Genomic DNA, 25,829 nt, shown 5'->3' with positions numbered 1-25,829 from the left:
GAGGAGGCAAACCAATGCGACACGGGGACATCTCCGCCAGTCCGGATACCGTCGGCGTCGCGGTGGTCAACTACAAGATGCCGCGCCTGCACACCAAGGCCGAAGTCCTCGCCAACGCGCGGCAGATCGCCGACATGGTGGTCGGCATGAAGACCGGTCTGCCCGGCATGGACCTGGTCGTGTTCCCGGAGTACTCGACGCAGGGCATCATGTACGACCCGGACGAGATGTTCGCTACCGCGGCGACGATTCCCGGCGAGGAAACCGAGATCTTCGCCGCCGCCTGTCGACAGGCCCGGACCTGGGGCGTGTTCTCCATCACCGGCGAACGACACGAGGACCACCCGAACAAGCCGCCGTACAACACGCTGGTGCTGATCAACGACCAGGGCGAGATCGTGCAGAAGTACCGCAAGATCCTGCCGTGGTGCCCGATCGAGGGCTGGTACCCGGGCGATACCACCTACGTCACCGACGGCCCCAAGGGCATGAAGATCTCCCTGATCATCTGCGATGACGGCAACTACCCGGAGATCTGGCGGGACTGCACGATGAAGGGCGCCGAGCTCGTGGTGCGCTGCCAGGGCTACATGTACCCGGCGAAGGACCAGCAGGTGCTGATGGCCAAGGCGATGGCCTGGGCGAACAACTGCTACGTCGCGGTCGCCAACGCCGCTGGTTTCGACGGCGTCTACTCGTACTTCGGCCACTCCTCGATCATCGGCTTCGACGGCCGCACGCTCGGCGAGACCGGCGAGGAGGAGTACGGCATCCAGTACGCGCAGCTGTCGCTGTCGGCGATCCGCGACGCGCGCCGCCACGACCAGTCCCAGAACCACCTCTTCAAGCTGCTGCATCGCGGATATTCCGGCGTGCACGCCGCGGGGGACGGCGACAAGGGCGTTGCGGACTGCCCGTTCGACTTCTACCGGATGTGGGTGACCGATCCCGAGCGCGCGCGGAAGAACGTCGAGGAGATCACCCGCGACACCATCGGCGTCGCGGACTGCCAGGTCGGCTCACTGCCGGTCGACGAGACCTGAACGCTGCCCGGTCGGCGCGTAAAGCCGCAGGAAAGCCCGCACTCCGCTGGTGATGATCTCGTCCGCTTCTTCGGCGGGCATCGGGATCGAACCGTAGAAGGTCCGCTGGAGCACCGAGGTCACGGTGAGCAGGTTCAGGTGCTGCGCGGCCTGCTCGGCGTCATCGATGGCGAGCAGGCCGCGATCAGCCAGGCCACGGAGGTAAGGAGCGAGCCGCAGGTGCGCCGACTGCGGGCCCGCCGCCAGCCATTTCTCCAGCACCGGCGGTGGAATCCGGGTCACCTCCGCCTCCAGCGCGCGGACCAGCGCGAAGTGGTCGGGGAACTGGGTGACGGTGGCGACCCGGTCCCGGCTGAAGGCGACCAGGTCCTCCTCCAGGTCCACGATCTTGCGCAGGTGCAGCTCCATCTGTCGCGCGATGGCGTCGGTGACCTCCTGCGCGCCGTCCAGCGCCACCGACAGGAACAACTGCTCCTTGTCGGTGAAGTGGTTGTAGATGGTGCGCTTGGACACCTGCGCTTCGGCGGCGATCGCGTCCACGCTGGCGCGGGTGTACCCGTCGCGCCCGAACACCTTGCGCGCGGCGCGTTCGATGGCTCGGCGCTTCTCCGGCCGACCGGTCGGTGACACCAAAGCCTCCTTCCCAGGCCCGCACTGCTTGGAGGATGCGCGGAGTGGTTTGCGTAGCGGTCTCGCGCGAACTTCTAGTCACCCGCCTTGGGGCCGACGTGGAGGTCGGTGAAGTAGCTGTCGTGCGCGATGAAGAACTCCTCGCGCGCCGCTTCTCCCATCGCCGCGATGCGCCCGACACCCTCGAAGTACTCCTCGCGCGGCGCGCCGGGGGCGAACAGCATCAGGAACGACGTCGGCGCGCCGGACTCGTTGTAGAACGAGTGCAGCCCGCCCGCCGGGACGTGCAGGAAGTCACCCTTGGTCGCGTCGCGCCACCGCATTCCGTCGTACACCCGCAGCGATCCGTCGGTGACGAAGAACGACTCGGACATCGACCGGTGGAAGTGGGTTCCCGTCCCGGCTCCCGGTGCCAGGTCCACCACGTGGTAGAGCCCGAACTCGCCGTCGGTGGCGATGTCGTGCTCCCGCCCGGTGGGCTGCCCGGTGGCCAGGTAGTAGGTCTTGGTGCCGGACGGGTTCACCAGCTCGGGGGCGGCGTCGGCCGCCCGGAAGGACGCGCTGATCTCGCCAGTCTCGCCGTGGTACCGGTCGGGCGGATAGGACATGACAGCCTCCTTGGCCCTCGGTGGTTCGCGACCCGAAAACTACACCGATCAGTGCAACAACTCAACTACACCGTGCAGTGCATAACCGGGCACGACCGGACCGCGGCGACATCGCCGAGCACGTTTCCCACCCGTGACGCAGTTTCACGAGAAATTCATCTCCCCAGGACTTCGCGATTTCTCGCGAAATTTCGGCCGTCCCGGACGGCGGAGCACCACTGGTGTTGCGCACGGTGAGCGCGGGAGTCCACTTCGGACCGATCACGGAGTGTTGGTGATCGCTTCCCTGGGGATCGGCCGGTCCTGCTTGAGGGCGGTGAACAGTTCCGCCGCCTTCGCCTCGTCCCACAGCAGGGCCTCGCCCACACCGGGCACGTCGGTGCCACCGCTGGTCGGCACCGTGGCCGTGACCAATCCCTCCCCCACGCTGCTCGCCTGGAGGCCGAGCCTCCCGAGGTCGTCGAGGTGGTCTTGGTCGGAAACCGTTACGGCGGCGGCGAATCGCCACGTCATGGGCACCGAGCGCAGCGGGTTGAACAGCACCTCCCGGCTGGCCGCCTTGTGCACGAGTGCGGTCAGGAACTCCCGCTGGTGTTCCGCGCGTTCGAGATCACCGCGCTCGAAGGCGCGGGTGCGCACGAAGCCGAGCGCCTGCGCGCCGGTCAACTGCTGGCAGCCGGGCGGCAGGGTGAGGTTGATCTTCGGGTCGTGGATCGCCTGCGGCAGGCACATCCGCACGCCGCCGACCGCGTCGACCACCCCGGCGAAACCGCCGAGTCCGATCTCCAGGTAGTGGTCGATGTGCAAGCCGGTCGCCTCCTCGACCGTGCGGGACAGCAGCGTCGGACCGCCGAAGGAGTAGGACGCGTTGAGCTTGTTGCGGCCATAGCCGTAGATCGGCACCAGCGAGTCGCGCGGCATGCTGACCAGCGTCGGAGCGCCCGGACCGGCCGGGATGTGCAGCAGCATCACGGTATCCGTGCGCGCTCCGGCCGCGTCCGCGGCGTCGCCGGTGACCAATTCCTGTTCCTGCTGCGCGGAAAGCCCTGCTCGGCTGTCCGAGCCGACCAGCAGCCAGTTCGTGCCGCGGGCCGCCTCGACCCGACCGCCGTAGTCGGTGAACGCGGGCACTCTGCCCAACGCGAAGTCCAGGTACAGCGCCGTACCCACGACCAGCACGAGCACAGTGGCGAGGAGCAGCGCCAGCAGCCGGGTGGTACGCCGCCAGAAAGTTCTCACTGGCTGTGTTCACTCCCTGCGATCAGGTGACTCGCACGCACCCCCGACACCAGCGCGCCTTGGACCGAAGTGACCGTAACGTTATCGTACTGTGCCTCGACCCCAACTGTTCGAGTGACCGACGACAACCGGAGTAGTGATGTCTAGTCGAGACCGCCAGCGACCCCGTAGCGGCTCGAAAGAAGTCCACGCCAGACACCGACGCCGCGCCGGCTCCGGACTGGTCGTCCACACCGGACGCGGCGGACGAACCGGGCGGCGCGGGGCGGTCGCCCTCAGCGTCACTCCTGATCGGCGGCTTCGGCGGATGCGCTACCCCGCGGATCCGATCTTCGTCGACCGCAGCGGGCGTCGCCGCCGCGTTTTCCGGCGGTTCGCCCTGGCCGCCAGCATCGTGCTCGCCTGCCTCGGGCTGTTCCTCGCCGCCGCGATGCTCAACTCCCGCGCCCCGGCCCCACCGCTGCCCGCCACCCCGAATGCGAGCCCGAATCCCTGACCAGGCAGGAACGCTTTGCCACGCCGCTCTCCGATTCCCCGAACTCCCCGAGCGCACTGGTTGCTGCTCGGCTTGGTGCTGCTCGCGCTGTGCAGCCTGCTCTCGCTGGACGCGCTGCTGCGCGCGGACGTGCCCAGCACGCCGAGCGGGACCAGGCAGTTCGTCCCGCAGTCCGCGTTCTCCGGCGGATCGGTGATCGATCCGCGCGAACCGACGGTGCAGCACCCACCACCCCGCAGCCTGGCGCTGACCTTCGCCGACGGACCGGATCCACAATGGACACCTGCGGTGCTGGACGCGCTGGCCAGGCACGGGGTGCGCGCCACGTTCTTCGTCACCGGCGCGCAGGCCGCCAAGCACCCGGAACTCATCCGCCGGATCGTCGAGGCCGGGCACGAGATCGGCAACCGCACCTTGACCCGAGCCGATCTGCGACAGGCTGGCGACCTGCGGGTGCGGTTGGAACTGCAGGCGACCGATCTCGCGCTGGCCGGAGCCGCCGGGATCACCACCAACCTCGTCCAGCCGCCGGAGACGACCACCGGATCGCTGGACTACGCGGCGTGGAAGGCGGTGCTGCGGATCGGCAACCACGGTCGCCAGGTGGTGCTGGCCGACCTGGACTCGCAGGACTGGCGGCAGCCCGGTGTCGACGCCGTGCTGGCGAACTCGACACCGCGCGACGGCCGGGGCGCGGTGCTGCTGATGCACGACACCGCAGGTCCGGGCACCGTCGAGGCACTGGACCGGCTGTTGCCCGACTTGCAGCGCGGCGGGTGGCGGGTCGGCTCGGTCGGCAGCACGTTCCAGCTGCCCGCGACGATGAACGAGGCTCGGATCATCGACCGCGTCGGCGGCACGCTGTTCGTCGCCGCCGTCCAACTGTCGGCCTGGCTGAGCGACGCACTGCGGGTGCTGCTCTGGGTGGCGACCGCACTCGCCACGCTGCGCCTCGTGTTCGTGCTGCTGGTCGCGCCGCTGCACGTGCGGCGGACGCGCAGGTGGCAGGCGCCGTGGCAGATCAGCCAGCGCGTCGGCGTGATCGTCCCGGCCTACAACGAGGAAGCCGGTATCGCGAGCACGGTGCGGTCGATCCTCACCTCCGAACACCCGGTGGAAGTGATCGTGGTCGACGACGGCTCCACGGATCGGACCGCCGAGATCGTCGAACGGTTGCAGCAGCGGTTCGCGCACGTTCGCCTGATCCGGCAGCCGAACGCGGGCAAGGCGGCAGCGCTCAACACCGGCATGGCGGCGGCGAACTCGGAGCTGCTGGTCATGGTGGACGGTGACACGGTGCTCGAACCCGATGCGGTAGGGCACCTCGTCGCGCACTTCACCGATCCGCTGATCGGCGCGGTGTCCGGCAACGTCAAGGTCGGCAACCGCCGCAGCCTGCTCGCCCGCTGGCAGCACATCGAGTACGTGATCGGGTTCAACCTGGATCGCCGCATCTACGACCTGCTGCACTGCACGCCGACCGTGCCCGGTGCGCTCGGTGCTTTCCGGCGGTCGGCGATCGAACGGATCGGTGGGGTCAGCGATGACACGCTCGCCGAGGACACCGACCTGACCATGGCGCTGGAACGGGACGGCTGGCGGGTGGTCTACGAGGAGCAGGCGATCTCGTGGACCGAGGCGCCCACCACCTACGGCCAGCTGTGGAAGCAGCGCTACCGGTGGTGCTACGGCACGTTGCAGGCCGCCTGGAAGCACCGGCATTCGGTCGTCGAGCGCGGCGCGGCCGGTCGGCTCGGTCGGCTCGGCCTGCCCTACCTGCTGGTCTTCCAGGTGCTGTTGCAGGTGATCGCACCGGTGGTCGACGTGACCGCGTTCTTCGCGCTGTTCACCGAGGACGCTGCGACGGTCGCCGCGACCTGGCTGGGATTCCTGGTGTTGCAGGCGGTGCCCGGCGTGATCGCCTTCCGGCTGGATGGCGAGCGGTTGCGGCCGCTGCTGACGTTGCCGTTGCAGCAGATCGTGTACCGGCAGTTGATGTACATGATCGTGGTGCAGTCGGTGATCACCGCGTTGGCCGGGGCGCGGTTGCCGTGGCAGAAGCTGGAGCGCCACGGCCGGATCGGCCCGGTCCCGGCTGCGCGCCGGTGACCTGCGAGGATGTTGCCGCTGTGCTTCCCTGGAGATGGGTAGCCGACCACGTGCGAGGGGGATCGACATGGCCGACGAGGACATCCTGGGCCTGATCGACGAGCTGATCGACGAGGAACACCGGCTGCGCGCCGCCGCCAGCGGGCAGGGGCTCAGCGCCGAACAGCGCGCCCGGCTGCGCGAACTGGAAGTGAACCTCGACCAGTGCTGGGATCTGCTGCGACAGCGGCGCGCACGGGCGGAGTTCCGGGACAGCTCGGGATCACCGGCCCCGCGCCCGCCCGACGAAGTCGGCGGCTACCTCCAGTGACCGAAGCGCCGCGCGGCGACCTGGAATGTCCTCAGTGGACGGTCAGACCGGCGGCCGGGCGATGACGGAGAACTCCGCGCCGAACGGGTCGGAGATGGTGGCGAACCGGCCGTAGATCATGTCGTCGGGCTCGGTCGCCGTGCCGCCGCCAGCGGTCGCCCTGGCCACCACGGCGTCGGTGTCGGCGACCTCGAAGGTGGTGTCCCAGCTGGACCGCGCCGCGTTCGGGTCGCCGATGATGCCACCGATCTCGTGCCCGTCCGGGCGGCGCAGGAAGGTGAAGTCGAGCTCGGGCAGCTGTTCGTTGCCGTCCAGCGTGAAGTCGAAGACCGCCGCGTAGAACTCCCTGGCCGGTGCCGGATCCGGGGTGACCAGGTCGTTGCGGACCAACGAGTTCGGCTCGTTGACCACCTGAGAACCGACGTGCGCGCGGCCCTGCCACAGCCCGAACTGGCCACCGGTGGGGTCGAAGGCGATCGCCATCCGGCCCTGGTCCATCACATCCATCGGCGGCATCGGCAGGCTGCCACCGGCGTCGGTGATCCGCTTGGCGGTGGCGTCGCAGTCATCGGTGGCGAAGTAGACATTCCACCAGAACTCGGTGGCGTTCGGATCGGGATTGGGCATGATCGCCGCGACCGGCCGACCGCCCACCAGGCAGTTCGTGTAGTACCCGGCTTCCTTCGGACCCACCTGGAAGTCCCAGCCGAACAATGATCCGTAGAACTCCATCGCCCGGTCCAGGTCGGGGATCCCGAGGTCGATCCAGGTAGGCGTGCCGGTGGGTTGATTGCTGGTCACGATGCTCATGTCGCCTCCGTATTCCGCGGGACCGCGATTCGTGCCGGGACCATAACCACGACTGCCGACAGGCGGCCGACCATCGAGCCCGCCGACACGTGCTCGATCCGAACGGGTGACACTCCTTCACCTCGACCGAACACGTGTTCTAAACTGGCTGCTAGCGGTGCGGATGTGCCTGGAACTGGGGTGGGCGGCAAGCCGGGGCGCTAGCCTGTCGGCAGCGTGCGATGTAGGGGGAAACATGTCGAGCGCGGACAGCTCCCCGATGCGCGGGGAACGCTTGCGGCAGCTGCTGACGGCTGACGGTACGGCCCTCGTCGAGGCGTACCGCAGCCTCGAACTGACCCCACACACCGGTTGGCTTGCCGAGGTGCTGGCCGATCGTCGGGACCCGACCATGTCGGAGCTGGCCCGACTGTCGGTGCACACCGAGATCCCGTTGGCAGTGTTGGTCGGAGCAACGGATCCGCGGGCCAACCTCGGCGTGGCACTGCGGTCCGGACTCGTCGAGTCCGATGTTGACGAGCGAGCGGATTTGCGCCGCGCACAACACCTGCTCGAACATCTGCGCCTGTTGACTTCCTGGTACGGCGCGGAAGCCGCGGACCGGTCGGCACGGGCCGAACTTGCGCGCCGGGCCTGCAACCACACCCCCTACGCGCCGGAAGCAGCGCGGCGGACGGCGCAGAACCTGCGATCGATCCTCGGCATCGCCGACGACGCTCCGATCGGCGATCTGACGGAGATCGTCGAATCGATCGGCGTCCCGGTCGTCGTGCTGCCGCTTCCGCCGAACGTGCACGGCATGACGGTGCACGACGAATGCGGCGACGACTGGCGGTCGGTGGTCTTCGTCAGCTCGCACGACCCGTGGACCCGCCAGCGCTACACCCTCGCGCACGAGTTGGCGCACGTGCTCTTCCGGGACCGGCGAACGTTCATCATCGAGCGGGGCGACGAGATCGATGAATCCGATGTGCAGGAATGGCGGGCCGAATGCTTCGCCGGGCGGTTCCTCGCGCCCGAAGCCGCAGTGCGCAACTGGTGGAACGCGGCGCGTCAGGACGTCGAGGAACGCGATGCGCTGGCGCGCTTCATGCTGCACTTCGGCCTGAGCCGGTTGGCGGCCGTCCGGACGCTTCGGGGCTCGTTCCCCAACCGCGACTTCACACATCTCACGCGCGATCCGCGACGGGTCGCCGACTTGATGGAGCTGGCCGGACTCGGCGAGCAATGGCGCGCGGCCGGAGCCGACGAGTCCGAACCCGCGGCGTCGCCCTGGCTGCTGTCCATGTCGCTGGACGCCTATCGAGACCGGCTCGTTTCGGCCGAGGTGGTCGCGGATGTGCTCGGCGACCCCGACGTCACGGCGGTGGAACGCGACCTGGTCGAACAGGGCTGGGCTCCGCCTGCTTGAGCTGGTTCAGCCGACGCAGGCCGTGCAACCATCGGCCGCTGCCTGGCAGGAGAGGTCTTGTTCCCCCTGCGGACGAGCGACAGCCGGTACGCCGGTGATTCGATTCGCCCGCTCGAACAGCGCGAACGCTTCCTCGTTGCGATACGTCGCGGCGCACACGAGTTCGTTCAGCAGATGGCCGAAATGTCTGGTGTGGACCTGACGGCTGTGCGCGACGCGACTCGCGCCGCCGTCGTTGGTGGCGAAGACCACGCGAGCGCCGCTGTCCATTTCCCGCAGGCAGCACACGATGGCCGAGGCTTCGCCGCCGTGCTTCGCCCGCACCTGCGGTGACGCGGGCCCGTCGGCCTGAGCGGCTTCCAGCTGGCGCAGTTGTTGCAAGACCGACTCGAACATCCAGACATCCCCTGGTCCCAGTTCGTCGATCGCCACCGCTGCGCCGTCGATGAACATCCGGACGGCTTCCTCGGCGGCCTCCTGCACCCCCGGCTTGTTCGTGGGATTCGTCGCCCGGTGCCGCACCTCGGCGACGATCACGTCGGTGGTGTGCAGCCGACCTCGGTAATGCCGAACCATGCGACTGCCGCACACCGCGTCCACCGAGGCGGCGAACAGCACACCGGTGTCCAGGTGGTAGACGGCGTCTTCCCAACCACGTCGCGGAACTTCCGTGCTGAACCGAGGATCCCGCCGACGTCGAGGTCGCGCTGGCGGCACTTTCCGCTGGCGCGGCCTGGACGGTGCAACGGGTTCACCTTGCGCTGCCATGGTCAGTCCCGATGCCGATCAGCAGGAATCGCCGTCGACCGGCGCGTCCGCGGCGACGCTGTCCGGACACCAGCGGCGCACGGAGCAGCGCCTGCAATGCGCTCCAGGGCGCGTCTCCCATTCCCGGTCGTCCAACCACTCCCCGGTCAGGTTCCGGATTCGCGAGCGGGACAGCGTCATGACCAGTTCGTCGTCCGTGCCGTACCGGAAGACCCGCGCACCTCGCGGGGTCACGACCTCCAGCTGCACCTCGCCGTGCGCCGCACCGAACCACTGCGTCACGCCGTGTTCGAGCATCAGCAGATTCATCGCCACCACCGGGTATTTTTCGCGTGCGTCGTCGTCGGATTCAGGCAGCCGCGCTTCGGTCGTCTTGACCTCGTGGAAGACCAGCGCGTCGCCGCGGCGCAGCACCATGTCGGGCTTCGCCACCGCGACGACGTCGCTGATCGCGTCGAATCCGTGCACGTTCCGTTCGATCTCGACGACCGTCGTGCCCGCATCTGCCAGCGGGCAAACCGGTATGTGCGCCTTGAGGAACGGCAGCGCGATGGCGCAGTCGTCCTGGCTCAGCACTCCCTCGGCCAAGCCGAGGTGTCCGGTGTCGGGCTCGGGTAGATCTGCCGCGGTGCAGGGCGTTTCGCGCTGATGGGCGAGCTTCAGCCACTCGTGCACGACATTTCCGCGATGAATCGCCGGGGTGCCGTCGTCGACACCGGGCAGTTTCGCGACCGACCGCAGGTACCACTGGGCAGGGCACTGCTCGTAGCTGAGCAGCTCGTGCATGGCGATCGAACGGGTCCACCGACCCGCGTGGTCCTGCTGGAGGACTTCGGGAACCGGAACGAGTTCCGGGCAGACCGCAGCGGCTTGGCAATCCCCGCAACCGACTCCGGGGGTGGCCTGCGATCCGAGCACCACGTCATTGGCGGCGTCGCGACCGGTGTCGTCGTACCGGGTCTCGACCTGTTCCGGGGTCAGCCCGGTCAGCAGTGGTTCCTCGATCCCGTCGGCGAGTCCCAGCTCGACGACGTGGATCCGGCGCGGTTCGACCGCACCGACCGCCTGCCCGGCGACCTTGGCGGCGATGCTCGCCCACGGCGTCAGCTCGTCGCGGGCTTTCCCCATTCGCAGCCGCCGAATCTCGCGATCACCGGCGGCCGACTCGTACAGCGGGCCCCACGCGCCGAGGCGCGCGTTCTGCTTGAGCGGGACGACCGTCCACACGCCGAGGAAGTTCAGCGGTCCCAATTCCTGTTCACGCGACTCGTGGTAGTCGAAGTACTGCGCCAAGGCGCACTCGACGAAACGGCGCAGGCCGCCGTGCACGTCCCCCAGAGCCCCGGTCGCGGCCGCCAAGGCCGCCTCCAGCTGGAGACCGCGGCGGAGCTCCTTGTGCACGAACTCAAGTGCGCGCACGAAGGGATCGAGTCCGAACGGCCCCTTCCGCAGCCGCCAGTTCCGCGCTTCCACCCGTGCACCGAGACGGGACTTCAACGCCCTGCGGAGGTCGCATCCGTCGTCATCGGCGTCGGATGCGGTAACCCGCACCTGGGACGACACGATTCGCACCGCAACGCGGGGCTGCCAGGCCAATCTTCCCCCTCGCCAAAGATCAACATCTGCAAACTAGAGCATCAGCACTGCCGCGGGAAGGCGATCGGTCCAGATCAGCCGAATGCAGTAGACCCGGAACGGAGGCGTCACGAGCGGCAATCGGCTCGGTCGAGCCGCTGCCGAGGTTGCGGGGCTGCGCGATGATGGGTGCGGGGTGACTGTGATGTCGGGGCAGGCCGAAGCGTGTGCCGGGGTGGACGTCGGAGGCACGTTCACCGACGTAGTCGTGCACGCTCCCGGGCACCGGCCGAAGGCCGTGAAGGTGCCGACCACCCCGGCGAACCAGGCCGAAGGCGTGCAGCGCGGGGTCGTCGAGAGCTTGCCCGGCGGCACCCTCCGCCTGCTGCCGCACGGCAGCACCACTGCCACCAATGCCGTGCTGGAGCGCAAGATCGCCCGCACCGCGTTCGTCACCACCGACGGGTTCACCGACGTCTTGCAGATCGCCCGGCAGAACCGGCCCGCGCTGTACGACCTGACCGCGACCAAGCCGGATCCGCTGGTGCCGCACGAGCAGGTGGTCACCGTCGCGGAACGGATGAGCCCGCAGGGCGAGGCGATCATCGCGCTCACCGACGCCGAGGTCGAACGGGTGGTGACCGAGGTCCGACGTCTGGAGCCCGAGTCGATCGCGGTGAGCCTGCTGTTCTCGTACGTCTGCGACGACCACGAACGTCGGCTGTGCGCCGCCCTGGCCGACCTCGGCGTGCCGATCACCCGGTCCAGCGCGCTGCTGCCGGAGTTCCGCGAGTTCGAGCGCGCGTCGACCTGCGTGCTCAACGCGGCGATCGAGCCGGTGATGCGCCGCTACCTGTCCAACCTGACCGCCCGGCTGCCCGAACCGACGATCACCGTGATGACCTCCAGCGGCGGGACCGCGGGCGTGGACTTCGCCGCCACGGCACCGGTGCACACGCTGCTCTCCGGTCCGGCCGCCGGGGTGGTGGCGGCCGGGGTGGTCGCGCGTTCGGCCGGTTTCGACGACGCGATCGCCTTCGACATGGGCGGCACGTCCACCGATGTGTGCCTGGTCCGCGAGGGCCGCCCCGAGGTGTCGACGTCGTCAGAGATCGCCGGACTGCCGTTTCGCACCCCGGCCGTCGGGATCCACACGGTGGGCGCTGGTGGCGGGTCGATCGCGTGGGTGGACACCGGCGGCGCCCTGCGCGTCGGACCGCATTCGGCCGGTGCCGATCCCGGCCCCGCCTGCTACAGCCTCGGCGGCGAGCAGCCCACGGTGACCGACGCGCACTGCGCGCTGGGACATCTGGACCCGGCCCGCGAGCTCGGTGGCGGCCTGCGGCTGGACGCCGACGCCGCGCGGCGCGCGCTGGCCGCGTTGCCGGAATCCGCCGCCGGGGTGCTCTCCGTGGTCCGGGCGACGATGGCTCGGGCGTTGCGCCGGGTGAGCACCGAACGCGGTGTCGACCCCGCTGGGCTGGCCCTGGTCGCCTACGGCGGCGCGGGTCCGCTGCACGCGACCGCGCTGGCGCGCGAGCTCGGCTGCCCGGCGGTGGTGGTGCCGCCCGCACCAGGCGTGCTCAGCGCGCTCGGCCTGCTGCTGGCGCCGCCGCGCTTCGAGGCATCCCGAACGGTGCTGGTGGATGCCGACCAAGATCTGTCGCCAGCCTGGGCCGAACTGGCCACCGAGGCTCATCGCGAGTTGGAAAAACAAGGTGTGACAACGGATATATCACTGTCCAAAGTGGCCGACATGCGCTACGCGGGCCAGTCCCACGAACTGCGGATCAACGTCGTGGAACAGGACGACATCGCCGAGTTGCTGCACACCGCGCACCGCGAGTCGTACGGATATGCCATGCGGGACGAGAAGGTCGAGGTGGTCACGCTGCGGGTCATCGCCCAAGGAGAACCAATCCTCGCCGAACCGCCGCAGGACTGGGACCAGGGTCGGCCGGAACGCAAGCCGGACCGCGAGATCGGCATCGGCGACCGGATGGTGCGGGCGCAGATCATCTCGCGAGCGGCGCTGCGGCCGGGCGACGAGGTCAGCGGTCCGGCGCTGATCGAACAACCCGACACCACAACTCTGCTCGCCGACGACGAAGTGGCCGCAGTGGACGATGTCGGGAACCTGGTGGTGCGATTGACATGACCGAGCTTTCCGCCGTCGAACTCGAAGTCTTCCGGCACGCGCTGGCCGGGGTCGCCGACGAGATGGGCGTGGCTCTGCGCCGCGCCGCCTACTCCCCCAACATCAAGGAACGCGCCGACTGCTCGGCCGCGGTGTTCGACGCCGACGGAGAGATGGTCGCGCAGGCCGAGCACATCCCGGTGCACCTCGGCGCGATGCCAGCCAGCGTCCGCGCGGTGCTGGACACCTGCGGGCAGCTCGAACCGGGCGACCAGGTCTGCGTCAACGACCCGTACCTGGGCGGCACCCATCTGCCGGACCTGACGATCGTCGCCGCTGTCGGCTACGGCGACCGACTGCTCGGCTACGTCGCCAACCGCGCCCACCACGCCGACGTCGCTGGTGCGGCACCCGGCTCGATGCCCGCGTCCGCCACCGAGATCGCGATGGAGGGCGTCCGGATCCCGCCGATCCGAATCGCCGATGCCAGCGGCGAGCGCGAAGACGTGGTCCGGCTGATCGCAGCCAACTCGCGGACCCCCGCGGAACGCCGCGGCGACCTGCGGGCCCAGTTCGCCGCGAACCACGTCGGGGCGGTGCGGATGCGCGAGCTGGCCGGTCGGATGGGCTCGCAGCGGCTGCGTGCGGCGATGGCCGCGGTGTGCGACTACTCCGACCGCCGGGTGCGCGCGGCGATCCGCGAGATCCCGGACGGCTGCTACCGCAACGAGGACGTGCTGGAGATCGGTGACGGGGTGCCGATCCGGGCGGCGGTGACGGTGTCCGGCGACGAGGTGCTGGTGGACTTCGACGGCAGCGCCCGGCAGATCCCGGTGAACTGCAACGCGGTGTTCGCGGTGACCCTTTCGGCGTCGATGTTCGTCTTCCGGATGCTCACCGATCCGGACGCCCCGCCCAACGCCGGGTGCTACCGGTCGCTGCGCGTCGAAGCGCCGGAGGGCACGGTGGTGAACCCGACGTTCCCGGCCCCGACCGCGGCGGGCAACGTCGAGACCAGCCAGCGCATCGTGGACGTGCTGCTCGGCGCGTTCGCCCAGGCGATCCCGGACCGCGTTCCGGCGGCCAGCCAGGGCACGATGAACAACCTGCTCATCGGCGACAGCGACCCGGCCTTCAGCTACTACGAGACGCTCGGCGGCGGCGAAGGCGGCACCCCCACCCGCCGCGGCATGTCCGGCGTGCACACCGGCATGACCAACACCCAGAACACCCCGGCGGAAGCGGTGGAACTCGACTACCCGCTGCGGGTGTGGCGCTACGAACTCCGCCCGTCCTCCGGCGGCGACGGCCGCCACCCCGGCGGCGACGGCCTGGTGCGGGAAATCGAGGCGCTGGCGGACTGCACGCTCACCATCCAGTCCGAACGCCGCGACCACCCGCCGTGGGGCGCCAGCGGCGGCCAACCGGGCGCGGTGGGCCGCAACACCCTGATCCGGGCGGACGGCACGGAGCAGGGGCTCCCCGCCAAGGGCACCTGGCCGCTGCGCCGAGGAGACCGAGTCCGCATCGAAACTCCAGGTGGCGGCGGCTGGGGAGGTCCCGACAACCGGCGCTGAGCGTTAACCTGGAGGTGCCGACCGGGCGCTCCGCGCTGGCACGTGGAGCCTCCGAACCCCCGGCCAGGCGGAGCCTCCGACCCCAGCGGCCGGAGGCTTCCCCATACCGGTCGTGAGTGCCAAATCGGGCTGGAGCCCACTTTCGCACTCACGACTCAGGGGTTGAGGTGGGTGAAGTCTGGGGGTGGGGCTTCTGTTACCAGGGCTTGGATCGCTTCTTGGGCTTTCGTCGGGGTTCGGTCCTTTCGCCACCACAGGGCCACCTCGCGGCCGTGGGTCACGTCGCTGATCGGGACCAGGCGGACTCCCGCGGTGTTCGCCATGATCATCGCCAGGGCGTTGGTCACGCCCACCGCGATCCCCTTGCGCACCAAGGCCACCAGGGTTTGCGGTTGGTTGCTGCGGAAGATGACGTTGGGCACCAGGCCCGCTTGCTCGAACACCAGGTTCGCCTCGAAGTGGTCGTTCGCGCGTTCGGTGTTCTCCCCGATCGTGATCAGCGGCTTCGCCGCCAGCTCCGCCAGCCGCAGCGCGCTCACCGGCCGGTCGTCGGCCGGTACCACCGCCACCAACGGCTCCCGCCACAGCGGTTGGAAGGTGAGCGTTTCGCTGGCCGTCACCGGCAGCACCGGGCGGATCGCGAGGTCGACGTCGCCGGAGATCAGCGCCGCCTCCAGCTCAAGCGTCGCGCCCTCCCACGGCGCCAGCTCGATGCCCGGAAACCGTTGCGCGCCGCTTTCGAACAGGAACGGGAACAGGTGCGCCGCCGCGCTCGGGTAGGCACCCAGCCGCACCCGGCCGCGCACCCGCTGCGCGGCGCGCCCGGCCTCCTCGGTGGCAGCCTGCAGGTGCCGCAGGATGCCGCGTGCGTGCGACAGCAACGCGCGGCCGTCGGCGGTCAGCGCCACCGGGTGCTGCGAGCGGTCGAACAGCCGCACACCCAGCGCTTTCTCCAACTCCGCGACATGGGTGCTGATCCGCGACTGCGACCGGTACAAGGCGTGCGCCGCAGCCGAGAAGCCGCCGTGCTCCACCACGGAGACGAAGCTGACGAACCAGTCGAGGCGGTAGCGGTAGACCTCGTTGGCCTTCACCGCCACCACCTCGTGACCATCCGCCCGTTCGGTGCTCCCATGTCCGCCATCCGTCCGATCGTCGCTCGCCGGATAGATGATGGCACCAGCTGCGGGTCAGAACTCGCGCGGAATGGGCGTGACCGCAGGCGGTCGTCAGGCAAGCGGCGTGAGCCGCTTCCTCCCACTCCCGCAGCTGGCACCGCCGTGGGTTCTCAGAAGAGGCTTTCTCGCGAAGACAGCCCCGACGTGGTCACATACATGATGTCGGGGATCCCGGAGCCGAGAAAGCCTCTGAGGTTCCGCCACCCGCACCGCAATGCAAAACGAGTTTGGAAGACAGGCTCTCAGCCGAACAACTTGTCCAACTGCTGCTGGACGGTCAACACCGCGAGCACCCCGAACAGCAGGATCGACCAGACCAGCGCGGCCAACCGGTAGCCGCGCACCCGGATCGCGCTGGGCAGCATCTTGCGGTTGATGGCGATCAGCAGGCCGGAGTAGATGAACATCATCACCCCGCCGACGCAGGCCGCGATGGTGGCGAGCAGCAGCGGCTGACCCAGGCCAGCGGCGACGACCACGGCACCGATCAGCACCAGGCCCCACACCAGCGCGGCGTAGATCTTGCTCTCGGAGACGTTCGGGAAGTACGTCGTCTTCAAGACGTCGGCGGCCAACCGGCTGGTGTAGTCGACGATGCCCAGGGCCGCCGCGAACAACGAGAACGCGCCGACGACCCAGAAGAAGTAGCCGAACCAACCCCCGGCCAGGTCCATCATCCGCTCGCCCTCGACCTGCAGGAACGACACGTCGTTGGACACGTTCCCGCCGAAGACCGTGGCGTAGGCCAGCAGGGACATGAACATGATGGACAGGAAGGTGATGGCGACGAAGGTGAGCGCCTGCTCCTTGTTGGCGAACCGCCACCACGCCCGCCAGCGGGTCAGGTTCTCCTCGGTCGCCGGGAAGATGAACCCGGCCTGGCCACGCGCCTCCACTTCACCGGTCAGCGGTGAAACGATCTTCGGGACATAACGGCCCATGCCGAATCCCTTGTCCCGGATCCAGTTGCTCTGCACCAGGTTCTGCCCACCACCGGCCCCGGCGAAGGCCAGCGCGCCCATCAGCACCGCGAAGCCGAGTTCGGCGGCGGGGAACCGCGGCTGGGTGACGATGGTGGGCAGCGCAGCCCAGGTGTTGGCGCCGAGGACGAACAGCGAGCCGATCACGATGAGCAGCAGGATCGCCGCGACCTTGACCATCTGCGCGCGTTCCAGCGCCGTGTAGACGGCCGGTGCCAGGGTCAGGATCAGCGCCACGATCACCAGGATCACCACGGAGATCACCGCGACGTTGCCGCCGACGACGTAGGTCACCAAGGTCGCCGAGCTGGTCGCCCAAGCGGGCCAGAGGTTCGCGAAGTACGCCATGATCGCGAACACCAGGCCCCAGTGCTTCCACAGCCTGCTGAAGCCGGTGACCGCGGTTTCCCCGGTGGCCAGCGTGTACCGCTCGATCTCCATGTTCAGGAAGTACTGCGTGAACAAGCCGAGCAGCGCCGCCCAAACGAACGTCAGGCCGACCTGCGAGGTGATGTACGGGAACAGGATGAACTCGCCGCTGGCCAGGCCGACCCCGGCGGCGACCACACCCGGACCGATCAGGCGCCACTGGTTCCCCGGCGGCTCCGGCAGGTCGCGCACCTGCGGCTGCGGAATGTTCTTGTCCGGAAAAGCCCTCGCCGGATCGGTCGGGATCGCTTCATCGCGCTCAGCCATCAGGACACCTTCGTTCGTGGCTCACCAGCCCGTTCAGGACGGCTAGCCGATCACCGAGGTGCCGGGCCGCCCGCCGCCAGGTGGCCCGGCGGCGGCTCAACGCACGAACTGGTCGACGAAATCGCCGCCGAGTCCGACCTTCTCGTAGTGCGCGCGGCACATATCGATCTTGGTGAACACGTCTTCGTAGCCCACCTGGTGACCGGCCTCGTCAAGGTAGATCATCGCACCGGAGATGTTGAAGAACGTGATCATTTCGTCGCAATCGTCGGGAACCGCGAGGGTGTGGATCTCCCCCGGCGGCTCGTAGACGTAGTGCCCGGTCTCGGCGACCCACGGGTGTTCGTAGTAGTGCCACTTGCCCTTGATCACGTAGCCGTGCACCGCGCCCGGATGGCGGTGCCGCGACACGATGCCGGACTTGGTCACCCACAGCAGGTTGCACCACTGGCCGACCACGGTGTTGAACATCAGCGGCCGGAACCACACGTCCGGCGCCTGCGGCACCCACACCCGGTCGTCCTCGGGCACCGCCGCGACGGCCATCTCCGGCGGGATCGATGCCGACGGCAGCACCCGCACCTGGTTGTCGGACGACATGCGCTCACTCCCCTAACTGCGTTCGGTGTTGGTCAAAACTGTCTTTGATCTTGTTTTTGAAGCGGCGAAGCCGCTTGGCCCACGTACGCCACTTGCACCGCCGCGGGTTCTCAGCGGTGCCATGCGGGGACACCCCGCACCCCGAGCTATCTCGGGAGGACAGCCCCGACGTGGCGTTGGACATACATGATGTCGGGGATCCCGGAGTCGAGAAGGCTTCTGAGGTTCCGCCACCCGCACCGCCACGCAAAACGAGTTCGACAACACGCTTTCAGACGGCGAGGTAGCCGCCGTCTACCGGGAGGACCGTCCCGGTGATGAATTCCGCCTCCTCGGAGGCCAGGAACAGCACTGCGCGCGCCACGTCCCGCGGCGTTCCCCACCGGCCCAGCGGGGTGCGGCCGAGGATGCGCGCGGTGACCTCCGGATCGGACTGCAGTTCCTCCGTCAGCGGGGTGCGGATCCAGCCCGGCGCGACCGCGTTGACCCGGATGCGGTCGGCCGCGTAACCCGCCGCGAGCGACTTGGTCAACTGCACGACCCCACCCTTGCTGGCGGAGTAGCCGGGCACCAGCGCGCCGCCGAAGTAGCTGAGCATCGAGGCAGTGTTGACGATGCAGCCACCGGATCGGGCGAGCAGTTCGCGGGCCGCCGCGCAGGCCCGCATGGTGCCGGTGAGGTTGACGTCCACGACCCGCGCGAACGCCTCCGGCTCCAATTCCTCGCCCCGGCGGATGATGCCCGCGCAGTTCACCAGCACATCCAGTCGATCCATTTCATCCACAATGGACTTCAGGCTGCCGGGGCGGGTCACGTCGGACTCGAACACCTCGATCGCTTCGTCGAGCTCCGCCGCCACCGCGCCCACTCCGGTGACGCGGACTTCGCCGCCGTGCTGGGTGAAGGCGTTGGCGACCGCGGCACCGATTCCGCTGGTGCCGCCGACGACGAGCACCGACTTGCCGACGAAGACGTCAGCGCGCAGGCTGGACAACTGCGATCAGTCCTTTCCGGAGTGCGCGACGGCGATTTCCGCTGTGGATTCGGAAAATCCGACCGGCTTGCGAACCAGGAACGCGTAGCAGAGCGCGGCGACGATGGCGATCCCGCTGGCGGCGAGCAGGGCGATCACGAAGGATCCCGTCTCGTCCACGATGATCCCGGTGATCAGCGGCGCGAACGCGCCACCGAAGTAGCCGCCGAAGTTCTGCAGGCTGCCCAACGATGCGGTGATGCGCTCGCTGCCCACCGTGGTCGCCAACGACCAGGCACCGGAACTCGCCGAGTTCATGAAGAACTGCGACGCGGAGATGGACACCAGCGCCAACGTGGTGCTCGGGGTGAGCGCCACCGGGATGGTGCACAGCCCGCCGACCAGCAGTCCGGCGCAGATCGGCACCTTCCGCGCGAGCATGGTGGGAACACCGCGGCGCACCAAGACGTCGCCGACCGCGCCACCGGCCAGCATGCCGAGAGTGCCAGCGAGGTAGGGCACGATCAACGCGATCCCGGTGTCGGCCACGCTCAGCCCGCGTTCGCTCTCCAGGTAGGCGGGCAGCCAGGTCAGGTAGAGGTAGATCGAGTAGATGACCCCGGAGAAGCCGAGGATCATGCCCCAGGTGGTGCCGTGCCGCAGCAGGCCGAGCCACTCCCGCAACGACACCGGCTGCGCGGTGGGTGCGGGCTCGTCGGAAACCTGCTGCCGGTCGCGGTAGACGACGAACCAGACCAGCGCGAGCACGATCCCGGCGACCCCGGCGACGATGAACATCGCGCGCCAGCCGTAGCTGAGCATCAGCCAGGTCAACAGCGGTGGAGCGATGGCCGGGGCGAGCGTGGAGGCGGCGTTGAACAGTCCGACCGGCGCGCCCCGTGATTCGCGCGGGAACCAGTTGGACACCACCTTGGCGCCGCCGGGGAAAGCGGGTGCCTCACCCAAGCCGAGGAACAACCGGCCGAAGAGCATCTGCTTGAAATTCGCGACGATCCCGCAGAACGCCTGCGCGATGGACCAGAGCAGCAGGCCGCCGCCGAGCACCTTGCGCGGCCCGAAGCGGTCGAGCAGGCCACCGGCGGGCAGCTGGGCGAAGGCGTACGCCCAGGAGAAAACCGACAGCAGCAAACCCATCTCGGTGGGCCCGATGCCGAACTCGTCCTGGACGCTGTGGTTGGCGATGGCGAGCGTGCTGCGGTCGATGTAGTTGACGATGCCGATGAGCAGCAGCAGAACGAGCAGCACGATCCGCATCGTGCGGATGCTGCGTGGTGGACTCATATCGGTTCCTCAGTGGGCTCGCGCGTTGACGACGTTGTCCACAAGCCAAGGGTGCGGACGACCGGAACCGGACCGGAATCATCCGCGAGCGAGATCGTCCAGCGGTTCCTGGCGTAGACCATAAGTAGGCGTTTTACCCAGGTGAAGCCCACTTTTCACATAACACCCATCCGCTACGCGGATGTCGGTGCTCAGCGCTCCCGCGCTTCCGCGCGGCGCAGCCGCTCCGATAGCGCGTCGCGTTCGCGCTCGGCGCGCGTTCGGCGCTGCCGCGCCGTTTGCGCCTCGCGGCGGAGCTCGCGCAGCTCGCCCTCCGCGCGCGAAAGCTCGTCGCGCAGCTCCTCGCATCGCTGCTCCGCCTCGCGCTGCGAGCGCTCGGCGAGCTCGGCCGAGTCGTCGGCTTCGCCGAGTTGCTCGTCGGCGTGCCGCAGTTGCTCGCGGAGCTCGCGCAGCCGATCGCTGGGTTTGGGGCGGGTCGCGGTGCGGCGGATGGCTGCCGCGGCCAGTTCGTCGAGGCCGAAACCGCTGTATTCCAGGGGTTTGGCGAGGGTTCCGGCTTGGGCGGCGTGGCCCGCTTCGGGGTCCGAGAGCGCCGCGGTGAGGGTTTGTTCAACCTGTTGGCGGGTTGGTTCGGTCAGGGGGTGGCCGTGTTGCGCGGCTAGTTCGGCCGCTCGGTCGGTGAGCTCGCGCAGGAGGCGGGTTCGTTCGGCGGCCAGGGTTCGGAGGTCGTCGCCGCGCAGTTCGCGCTGTGCCGAGCGCAGCTGTTCGCCGAGTTCCACGAGGGCGTCGAGGTGTTCTCGGGCGGCGAGCAGGTTCACCGCCCAGGCCGCGGTCGTTGGTTTGCGCAGTTTCTTGAGCTGGTTGGCGAGTTGTTCGTCGCCGCGCTGCCTGGCCGCCGCCGCGTGCCGGTCGCGGGCCGGGATGAATTCGGCCGGGTCGGCGGTGTACAGCTCGCGGGCCACGTCCTGCAACTCCACCGGATCAACGTGCCACGTCGGCTCCGCGTGCGCGATGCGGCCGAACGCCGCAGGCCGCCGAGGTCACGCGCAACCGGCATCGCTGCGGGTTCACACCGATGAGAACGAGGTGAGGGGCACCTGTGACCCAGTTACTTGGTCACGGGTGCCCCTCACTCCTCACCCGAACGGAGAACGACCCGTGCCGATGCACAACACGTTCAGTGCTGGGCACCGGAGCTGACCAGCTGGAGCTGGGTGGAACGCCTGGCAGTTGTAGGCGACTGACTTGACCGAACGTGATGTTCCGCATCGTGAAATCCAGTGTGTTCCGCCTCATCGGGGCTGGTCGTGGAATCTCGGGGCCGGGTGGGCGTTGACATCGGTGTGACCTTGCGCCTTTCCGTGCTGGACCGCTCGCACACCCGGCAGGGGCAGAGTCCGCAGCGGGCTCTGCGGGAGACCGTTCGCTTCGCGCAGCAGGTCGAGGCCCTCGGTTACCACCGGTTCTGGGTGGCCGAGCACCACAGCGTGCCCGGCGTGGCCGGTGCGGCACCGACCGTGCTCGCCAGCGCCATCGCCGCCGCGACGACCCGCCTCCGGGTCGGCACCGGCGGCGTCATGCTGCCCAACCACCAGCCGCTCGTGGTCGCCGAGCAGTTCGGCGTGCTCGGGTCGCTGTACCCGGATCGAATCGACGTCGGGCTGGGACGCTCGCTGGGGTTCACCAGCGGAATCCGTCGCGCACTCGGTCGCGACAAGGACGCGGCCGAGCACTTCGGGGAACAGCTGGCCGAGTTGCTCGGCTATCTGTCCGGGCGACCCGACAAGTTCCCCGGGGTGCACGCAGTGGCGGCCGAGGGATTGCGGCTTCCGGTGTTCCTGCTCACCACCGGCACCGGAGCCGACACCGCCGCGGAGTTCGGACTGCCGCTGGTCATCGCGGCGGCCCACGGTGACGATCGGATGCTCAGCACCATCGAGCACTACCGCGAACACTTCCGGCCCTCGGCGTGGGCGGCGCAGCCGTACGTGGTCGTCGCCCGCTCCGTCGCGGTCGCCGACACCGCGGAGCAGGCCCGGCGGCTGCTCATCCCCGAGGCGTGGGCGACCACCTACTCCCGCACGCGCGGCGAGTTCCCGCCGCTGGAACCGCCGGAGCAGGTGTTGGCGCGGGAGATGTCCGACCGCGAGCGCTCGCAGTTCGAGCGCGCGCTGCGAGGCCACGTGTTCGGCACCTCGGACGAAGTCGCAGTCGAGCTGAAGGAGCTCACCGCCCGCACCGGAGCCGACGAGATCCTGGTGACCACCACGGCCTTCGACCCAGCGGACCGCCTCGACTCCTATCGGCGCCTCGCGGCCCTACCCCTCCCCTGACACCGCCCGAGAACTTCCCGCATTACGGAACTCGGCGTAGTCCGCTTCGACGCGGCCGCGGGCCACGCCAGTTCCGCCATCCACATCGGCGTGGAACCAGATCAACCTGCCAGGACCGGGCGCGAAGACCAGACATGACCGGCGACTCCGGGTCGGCACTTGGCAGCTGGGCAGAGCTCAGGTCGGTGGGGCGATGCCTCGGCGGATGCGGCCGGGGGTGTGCTGGGCTCGGTCGACGTCGCGGCGGCGGCTGGAGTCGAGTTGCCACGGGACGCTCACCACCATGACACCGGGTTCGAAGCGCAGCCGCCAGGACAGCCGCAGCGAACTCTGGTTGTGCAGCAGGTTCTCCCACCAGCGGCCGACGACGTATTCCGGGATGTACACCGACACCAGATCGCGCGGGCCCTCGCGGCGGATCCGCTTGATGTAGTCGACGACCGGGCGGGTGACCTCCCGATACGGCGACTCGACGACCTTCAGCGGGACGTCGATGTCGTGCCGCTCCCATTCGCTGCGCAGCACGTGCGTGTCGGTGTCGTCGACGTTCACCGTCAGCGCGGTCAGGGTGTCCGGGCGGTTGGCCTTGGCGAACGCCAGCGCCCGCAACGTCGGTTTGTGCAATGTGGACACCAGCACCACCGCGTGCACCCTGCTGGGCAGCGTGAGTCCGCCCAACTCCGGTTCGAGCTCCCGCCGGACCTCGCCGTAGTGCCGGTGGATGGCCCGCATCAGGAAGAACAGCGCGGGAATCGCGATCACCACCAGGTAGGCGCCGTGGGTGAACTTGGTCGCGAGCACGACGACCAGCACCGTCGCCGTCAGGACAGCGCCGACCGCGTTGATCAACCTGGACCGCTGGATGCGACGCCGCTCGCTGGCGTCGACGAGTTCTCGGTTCCAGTGCCGAACCATGCCGATCTGGCTCAGCGTGAACGACGTGAACACCCCGACGATGTAGAGCTGGATCAGCCCGTTCACCGAGCCGCGGAAGGCCGCGATGAGCACGATCGCGACCAACCCGAGCAACACGATGCCGTTCGAGTGCGCCAGCCGGTCGCCGCGGGTGTGCAGCTGGCGCGGCAGGTACCGGCGCTGCGCGAGCAGCGACCCGAGCATCGGGAAACCGTTGAAGGCGGTGTTCGCGGCCAGCAGCAGGATCAGCGCCGCACCGGCCTGCACGACGAAGAACAGCACGCTGTTCGTGCCGAACACCGCGCCCGCGACCTGCGCGATGACGGTGCGCTGCCCGGTGCTGTGGCAGTCCGCCGGGAAGCCGATCAGATCGCAGGGGCTGTTGGCGACGTGCACCCCGGAGATCAACGCCAGCGCGGTCACCCCGCTGAACAGGAAGATCGCCAGCGCGCCCATGATGATCATGGTGCGACCGGCGTTGACGTCCTTCGGCCGCCGGAACGCGGGCACCCCGTTGGAGATCGCCTCGACGCCGGTCAACGCCGTGCAGCCGGAGGAGAACGCGCGCAGCAGCAGGAAGACCAGGGCCAGTCCGGTCAGGTCGACCTCCTCGGGTCGGATGCCCCAGCCCGCGCTCTCCGCGATCGGCGGATTCCCGGCGGCGGTCTGCGCCAGCCCGACCACGGTGGTCAGCCCGATCGCTGCGACGAACAGGTAGGTCGGTACCGCGAACGCCCGGCCGGACTCGCGCGTGCCGCGCAGGTTCATCGCCATCAGCAGCACCACGACGGCGATGCCGATCCACACCCGTTCCGGGTACAGCTGCGGCACCGCGGACACGAGGTTGTCGACACCTGCCGCGACCGACACCGACACCGTCATCACGTAGTCCACCATCAGCGCGGCGGCCACCACCAAGCTCGGGTCGCGGCCCAGGTTGCGCGCCACCACCTCGTAGGAACCGCCGCCGCTGGGATAGGCGTGCACGACCTGCCAGTACGACGCCACCACCACGGCGAGCAGCACCACGACGGCCAGCGCCACCCACGGCGTCAGGTGCAGCACCGCCAGCCCGCCGAGCGACAGGATCAGCAGGATCTCCTGGGTCGCATAGGTGACCGAGGACAGCGGGTCACTGGCGAAGATCGGCAGTGCGAGCCGCTTCGGCAGCAGCGTCTCCCCCAGCCGGTCGCTGCGGACCGGACGCCCCAGCACCAACCGCTTGAACACCTCCACCGCGGAAGCCATAACCCCAGGCTAGGCGGCTTTCCGCGGTCACACCCGAGATCATCGCCCGGCCCGCGGCCCGAGGCGACCCGGCGCGATTTCGCGAGAAATTGCGCGGCACCACCCGACCGGGTGCTGTGGCCGGGGGCCGCTACTTGCGTTCCAGGACTGCCTTCAGGAAGCGTTGGGTTCGTTCGTGCTGCGGGTCCTGGAAGATCGTCGACGGAGGTCCCGATTCGACCACGGCACCGGAGTCGAACATCAGGACCCGGTCGGAGATCTCCTCGGCGAAGCGCATTTCGTGGGTAACCAGCAGCATCGTCATGGCCGTGGTGTGCGCCAGGTCGCGGATGACGCTGAGCACCTCGCCGATCAGCTCGGGGTCGAGAGCCGAGGTGACCTCGTCGAAGAGCATCACCTTCGGCCGCATCGCCAGGGCGCGGGCGATCGCCACGCGCTGCTGCTGGCCGCCGGAGAGCTGCCCCGGTTTGTGCCCGAGGTGCTTGTCGAGCCCCACCATCTGCAGCAGGTCCACGGCGCGTTGCTCCGCCTCCTGCCGGTTCATCCCCAGCACCTGGATCGGCGACAGCGTCACGTTGTTCAGCACGGTCATGTGCGGGAACAGGTTGAAGTGCTGGAAGACCATGCCGATCTTGCGACGCACCGCCGCCTGCTGCCTGGTGTCGGCCGCGGGCGTGCCAGCCCGGCAGTCCCACAGCGGCTCGCCGTCGACCTCGACGAGTCCGCTGTCCGGCTGCTCCAGCGTCATGAGCAGCCGCAGGATGGTGGTCTTCCCGGAGCCGCTGGGGCCGATGATGGAGACCTTCTCCCCGGCGGCGACGCTGAGATCGAGTTCGCGCAGCACGTGGTTGCTGCCGAAGGACTTCCCCACGCCGGAGAACGAGATCATCG

General features: G+C 68.9%; 22 protein-coding genes. 8 read left to right on the top strand and 14 right to left on the bottom strand.

The features are described from left to right. Positions 1–14 precede the first annotated feature (14 nt). Positions 15–1,043 (top strand): aliphatic amidase, encoded by a 1,029-nt coding sequence (locus MOQ72_RS12935; RefSeq protein WP_242183503.1) that lies wholly within the window; start codon positions 15–17, stop codon positions 1,041–1,043. Here MOQ72_RS12935 and MOQ72_RS12930 read toward each other — a convergent pair. From MOQ72_RS12930 to MOQ72_RS12920, 3 genes are all read right to left on the bottom strand, one after another. Continuing rightward, complete coding sequence (locus MOQ72_RS12930) at positions 1,020–1,673, bottom strand: TetR/AcrR family transcriptional regulator (protein WP_242183501.1); 654 nt, start codon at positions 1,671–1,673, stop codon at positions 1,020–1,022. The two genes, MOQ72_RS12935 and MOQ72_RS12930, sit on opposite strands and share 24 nt — an antisense overlap. 74 nt (positions 1,674–1,747) lie before the next feature. Next, complete coding sequence (locus tag MOQ72_RS12925; protein ID WP_242183499.1) at positions 1,748–2,281, bottom strand: cupin domain-containing protein; 534 nt, start codon at positions 2,279–2,281, stop codon at positions 1,748–1,750. Positions 2,282–2,542: 261 nt separating this feature from the next. Beyond that, positions 2,543–3,520 (bottom strand): LCP family protein, encoded by a 978-nt coding sequence (locus MOQ72_RS12920; protein WP_242183497.1) that lies wholly within the window; start codon positions 3,518–3,520, stop codon positions 2,543–2,545. Positions 3,521–3,827: 307 nt separating this feature from the next. On the opposite strand from MOQ72_RS12920, the gene MOQ72_RS12915 reads away from it, so the two are divergent. The 3 genes from MOQ72_RS12915 (at position 3,828) to MOQ72_RS12905 (ending at position 6,435) form a co-directional block, all read left to right on the top strand. Continuing rightward, on the top strand, positions 3,828–4,016 hold the full coding sequence (locus MOQ72_RS12915) for a hypothetical protein (protein ID WP_242183495.1): 189 nt from the start codon (positions 3,828–3,830) through the stop codon (positions 4,014–4,016). Positions 4,017–4,031: 15 nt separating this feature from the next. After that, the gene (locus MOQ72_RS12910) at positions 4,032–6,125 is read left to right on the top strand and encodes a bifunctional polysaccharide deacetylase/glycosyltransferase family 2 protein (protein WP_242183493.1); all 2,094 of its coding nucleotides are present in this window, start codon (positions 4,032–4,034) and stop codon (positions 6,123–6,125) included. Between the two features lie 67 nt (positions 6,126–6,192). Continuing rightward, complete coding sequence (locus MOQ72_RS12905) at positions 6,193–6,435, top strand: DUF2630 family protein (protein WP_242183491.1); 243 nt, start codon at positions 6,193–6,195, stop codon at positions 6,433–6,435. Positions 6,436–6,477: 42 nt separating this feature from the next. Here the strand turns inward: MOQ72_RS12905 and MOQ72_RS12900 are convergent, their stop codons facing one another. Next, complete coding sequence (locus tag MOQ72_RS12900; protein ID WP_242183489.1) at positions 6,478–7,245, bottom strand: VOC family protein; 768 nt, start codon at positions 7,243–7,245, stop codon at positions 6,478–6,480. Between the two features lie 235 nt (positions 7,246–7,480). Here MOQ72_RS12900 and MOQ72_RS12895 point away from each other — a divergent pair, with 235 nt between their 5' ends. After that, complete coding sequence (locus tag MOQ72_RS12895; RefSeq protein ID WP_242183486.1) at positions 7,481–8,656, top strand: ImmA/IrrE family metallo-endopeptidase; 1,176 nt, start codon at positions 7,481–7,483, stop codon at positions 8,654–8,656. A 6-nt stretch (positions 8,657–8,662) separates the two neighbouring features. Here the strand turns inward: MOQ72_RS12895 and MOQ72_RS12890 are convergent, their stop codons facing one another. Beyond that, positions 8,663–9,424 (bottom strand): hypothetical protein, encoded by a 762-nt coding sequence (locus tag MOQ72_RS12890; RefSeq protein ID WP_242183484.1) that lies wholly within the window; start codon positions 9,422–9,424, stop codon positions 8,663–8,665. Positions 9,425–9,442: 18 nt separating this feature from the next. After that, on the bottom strand, positions 9,443–10,987 hold the full coding sequence (locus MOQ72_RS45165) for a PD-(D/E)XK nuclease family protein (protein ID WP_242183482.1): 1,545 nt from the start codon (positions 10,985–10,987) through the stop codon (positions 9,443–9,445). Positions 10,988–11,204: 217 nt separating this feature from the next. On the opposite strand from MOQ72_RS45165, the gene MOQ72_RS12880 reads away from it, so the two are divergent. Beyond that, positions 11,205–13,157, top strand: a complete 1,953-nt coding sequence (locus MOQ72_RS12880; RefSeq protein WP_242183480.1) for a hydantoinase/oxoprolinase family protein — start codon at positions 11,205–11,207, stop codon at positions 13,155–13,157. Continuing rightward, on the top strand, positions 13,154–14,713 hold the full coding sequence (locus MOQ72_RS12875) for a hydantoinase B/oxoprolinase family protein (RefSeq protein WP_242183478.1): 1,560 nt from the start codon (positions 13,154–13,156) through the stop codon (positions 14,711–14,713). The genes MOQ72_RS12880 and MOQ72_RS12875 overlap by 4 nt, the downstream gene beginning before the upstream one ends. A gap of 155 nt (positions 14,714–14,868) precedes the next feature. On the opposite strand, the gene MOQ72_RS12870 is transcribed toward MOQ72_RS12875, so the two are convergent. The 6 genes from MOQ72_RS12870 to MOQ72_RS12845 all read right to left on the bottom strand — a co-directional run bounded on the left by MOQ72_RS12870 (position 14,869) and on the right by MOQ72_RS12845 (position 21,419). Then, a complete protein-coding gene (locus MOQ72_RS12870) occupies positions 14,869–15,807 on the bottom strand; it encodes a LysR family transcriptional regulator (protein WP_242183476.1) in 939 nt (312 codons plus the stop codon). Positions 15,808–16,133: 326 nt separating this feature from the next. Then, entirely contained in the window at positions 16,134–17,567 is a 1,434-nt protein-coding gene (locus MOQ72_RS12865; protein WP_242183473.1) for an Nramp family divalent metal transporter, read from the bottom strand. Between the two features lie 96 nt (positions 17,568–17,663). Continuing rightward, a complete protein-coding gene (locus MOQ72_RS12860; protein WP_242183471.1) occupies positions 17,664–18,167 on the bottom strand; it encodes a 2,4'-dihydroxyacetophenone dioxygenase family protein in 504 nt (167 codons plus the stop codon). A gap of 271 nt (positions 18,168–18,438) precedes the next feature. Then, the gene (locus MOQ72_RS12855; RefSeq protein WP_242183469.1) at positions 18,439–19,161 is read right to left on the bottom strand and encodes an SDR family NAD(P)-dependent oxidoreductase; all 723 of its coding nucleotides are present in this window, start codon (positions 19,159–19,161) and stop codon (positions 18,439–18,441) included. 6 nt (positions 19,162–19,167) lie between these two features. After that, positions 19,168–20,442, bottom strand: coding sequence for an MFS transporter (locus tag MOQ72_RS12850; RefSeq protein ID WP_242183467.1), 1,275 nt, complete (start codon positions 20,440–20,442; stop codon positions 19,168–19,170). 191 nt (positions 20,443–20,633) lie between these two features. Continuing rightward, a complete protein-coding gene (locus MOQ72_RS12845) occupies positions 20,634–21,419 on the bottom strand; it encodes a hypothetical protein (protein WP_242183465.1) in 786 nt (261 codons plus the stop codon). Between the two features lie 348 nt (positions 21,420–21,767). On the opposite strand from MOQ72_RS12845, the gene MOQ72_RS12840 reads away from it, so the two are divergent. Next, positions 21,768–22,775, top strand: coding sequence for an LLM class flavin-dependent oxidoreductase (locus MOQ72_RS12840; protein WP_242183463.1), 1,008 nt, complete (start codon positions 21,768–21,770; stop codon positions 22,773–22,775). Between the two features lie 177 nt (positions 22,776–22,952). Here the strand turns inward: MOQ72_RS12840 and MOQ72_RS12835 are convergent, their stop codons facing one another. Beyond that, positions 22,953–24,938 (bottom strand): APC family permease, encoded by a 1,986-nt coding sequence (locus MOQ72_RS12835; RefSeq protein WP_242183461.1) that lies wholly within the window; start codon positions 24,936–24,938, stop codon positions 22,953–22,955. Positions 24,939–25,068: 130 nt separating this feature from the next. Beyond that, positions 25,069–25,827: an ectoine/hydroxyectoine ABC transporter ATP-binding protein EhuA gene (ehuA, locus tag MOQ72_RS12830; RefSeq protein ID WP_242183715.1), complete on the bottom strand. Its 759-nt coding sequence runs from the start codon at positions 25,825–25,827 to the stop codon at positions 25,069–25,071. Positions 25,828–25,829 lie beyond the last annotated feature (2 nt).

Source organism: Saccharopolyspora soli, from assembly GCF_022678645.1.
GTDB classification, from domain to species: domain Bacteria; phylum Actinomycetota; class Actinomycetes; order Mycobacteriales; family Pseudonocardiaceae; genus Saccharopolyspora; species Saccharopolyspora soli.
This window is presented reverse-complemented; position numbering and strand designations above follow the sequence as displayed.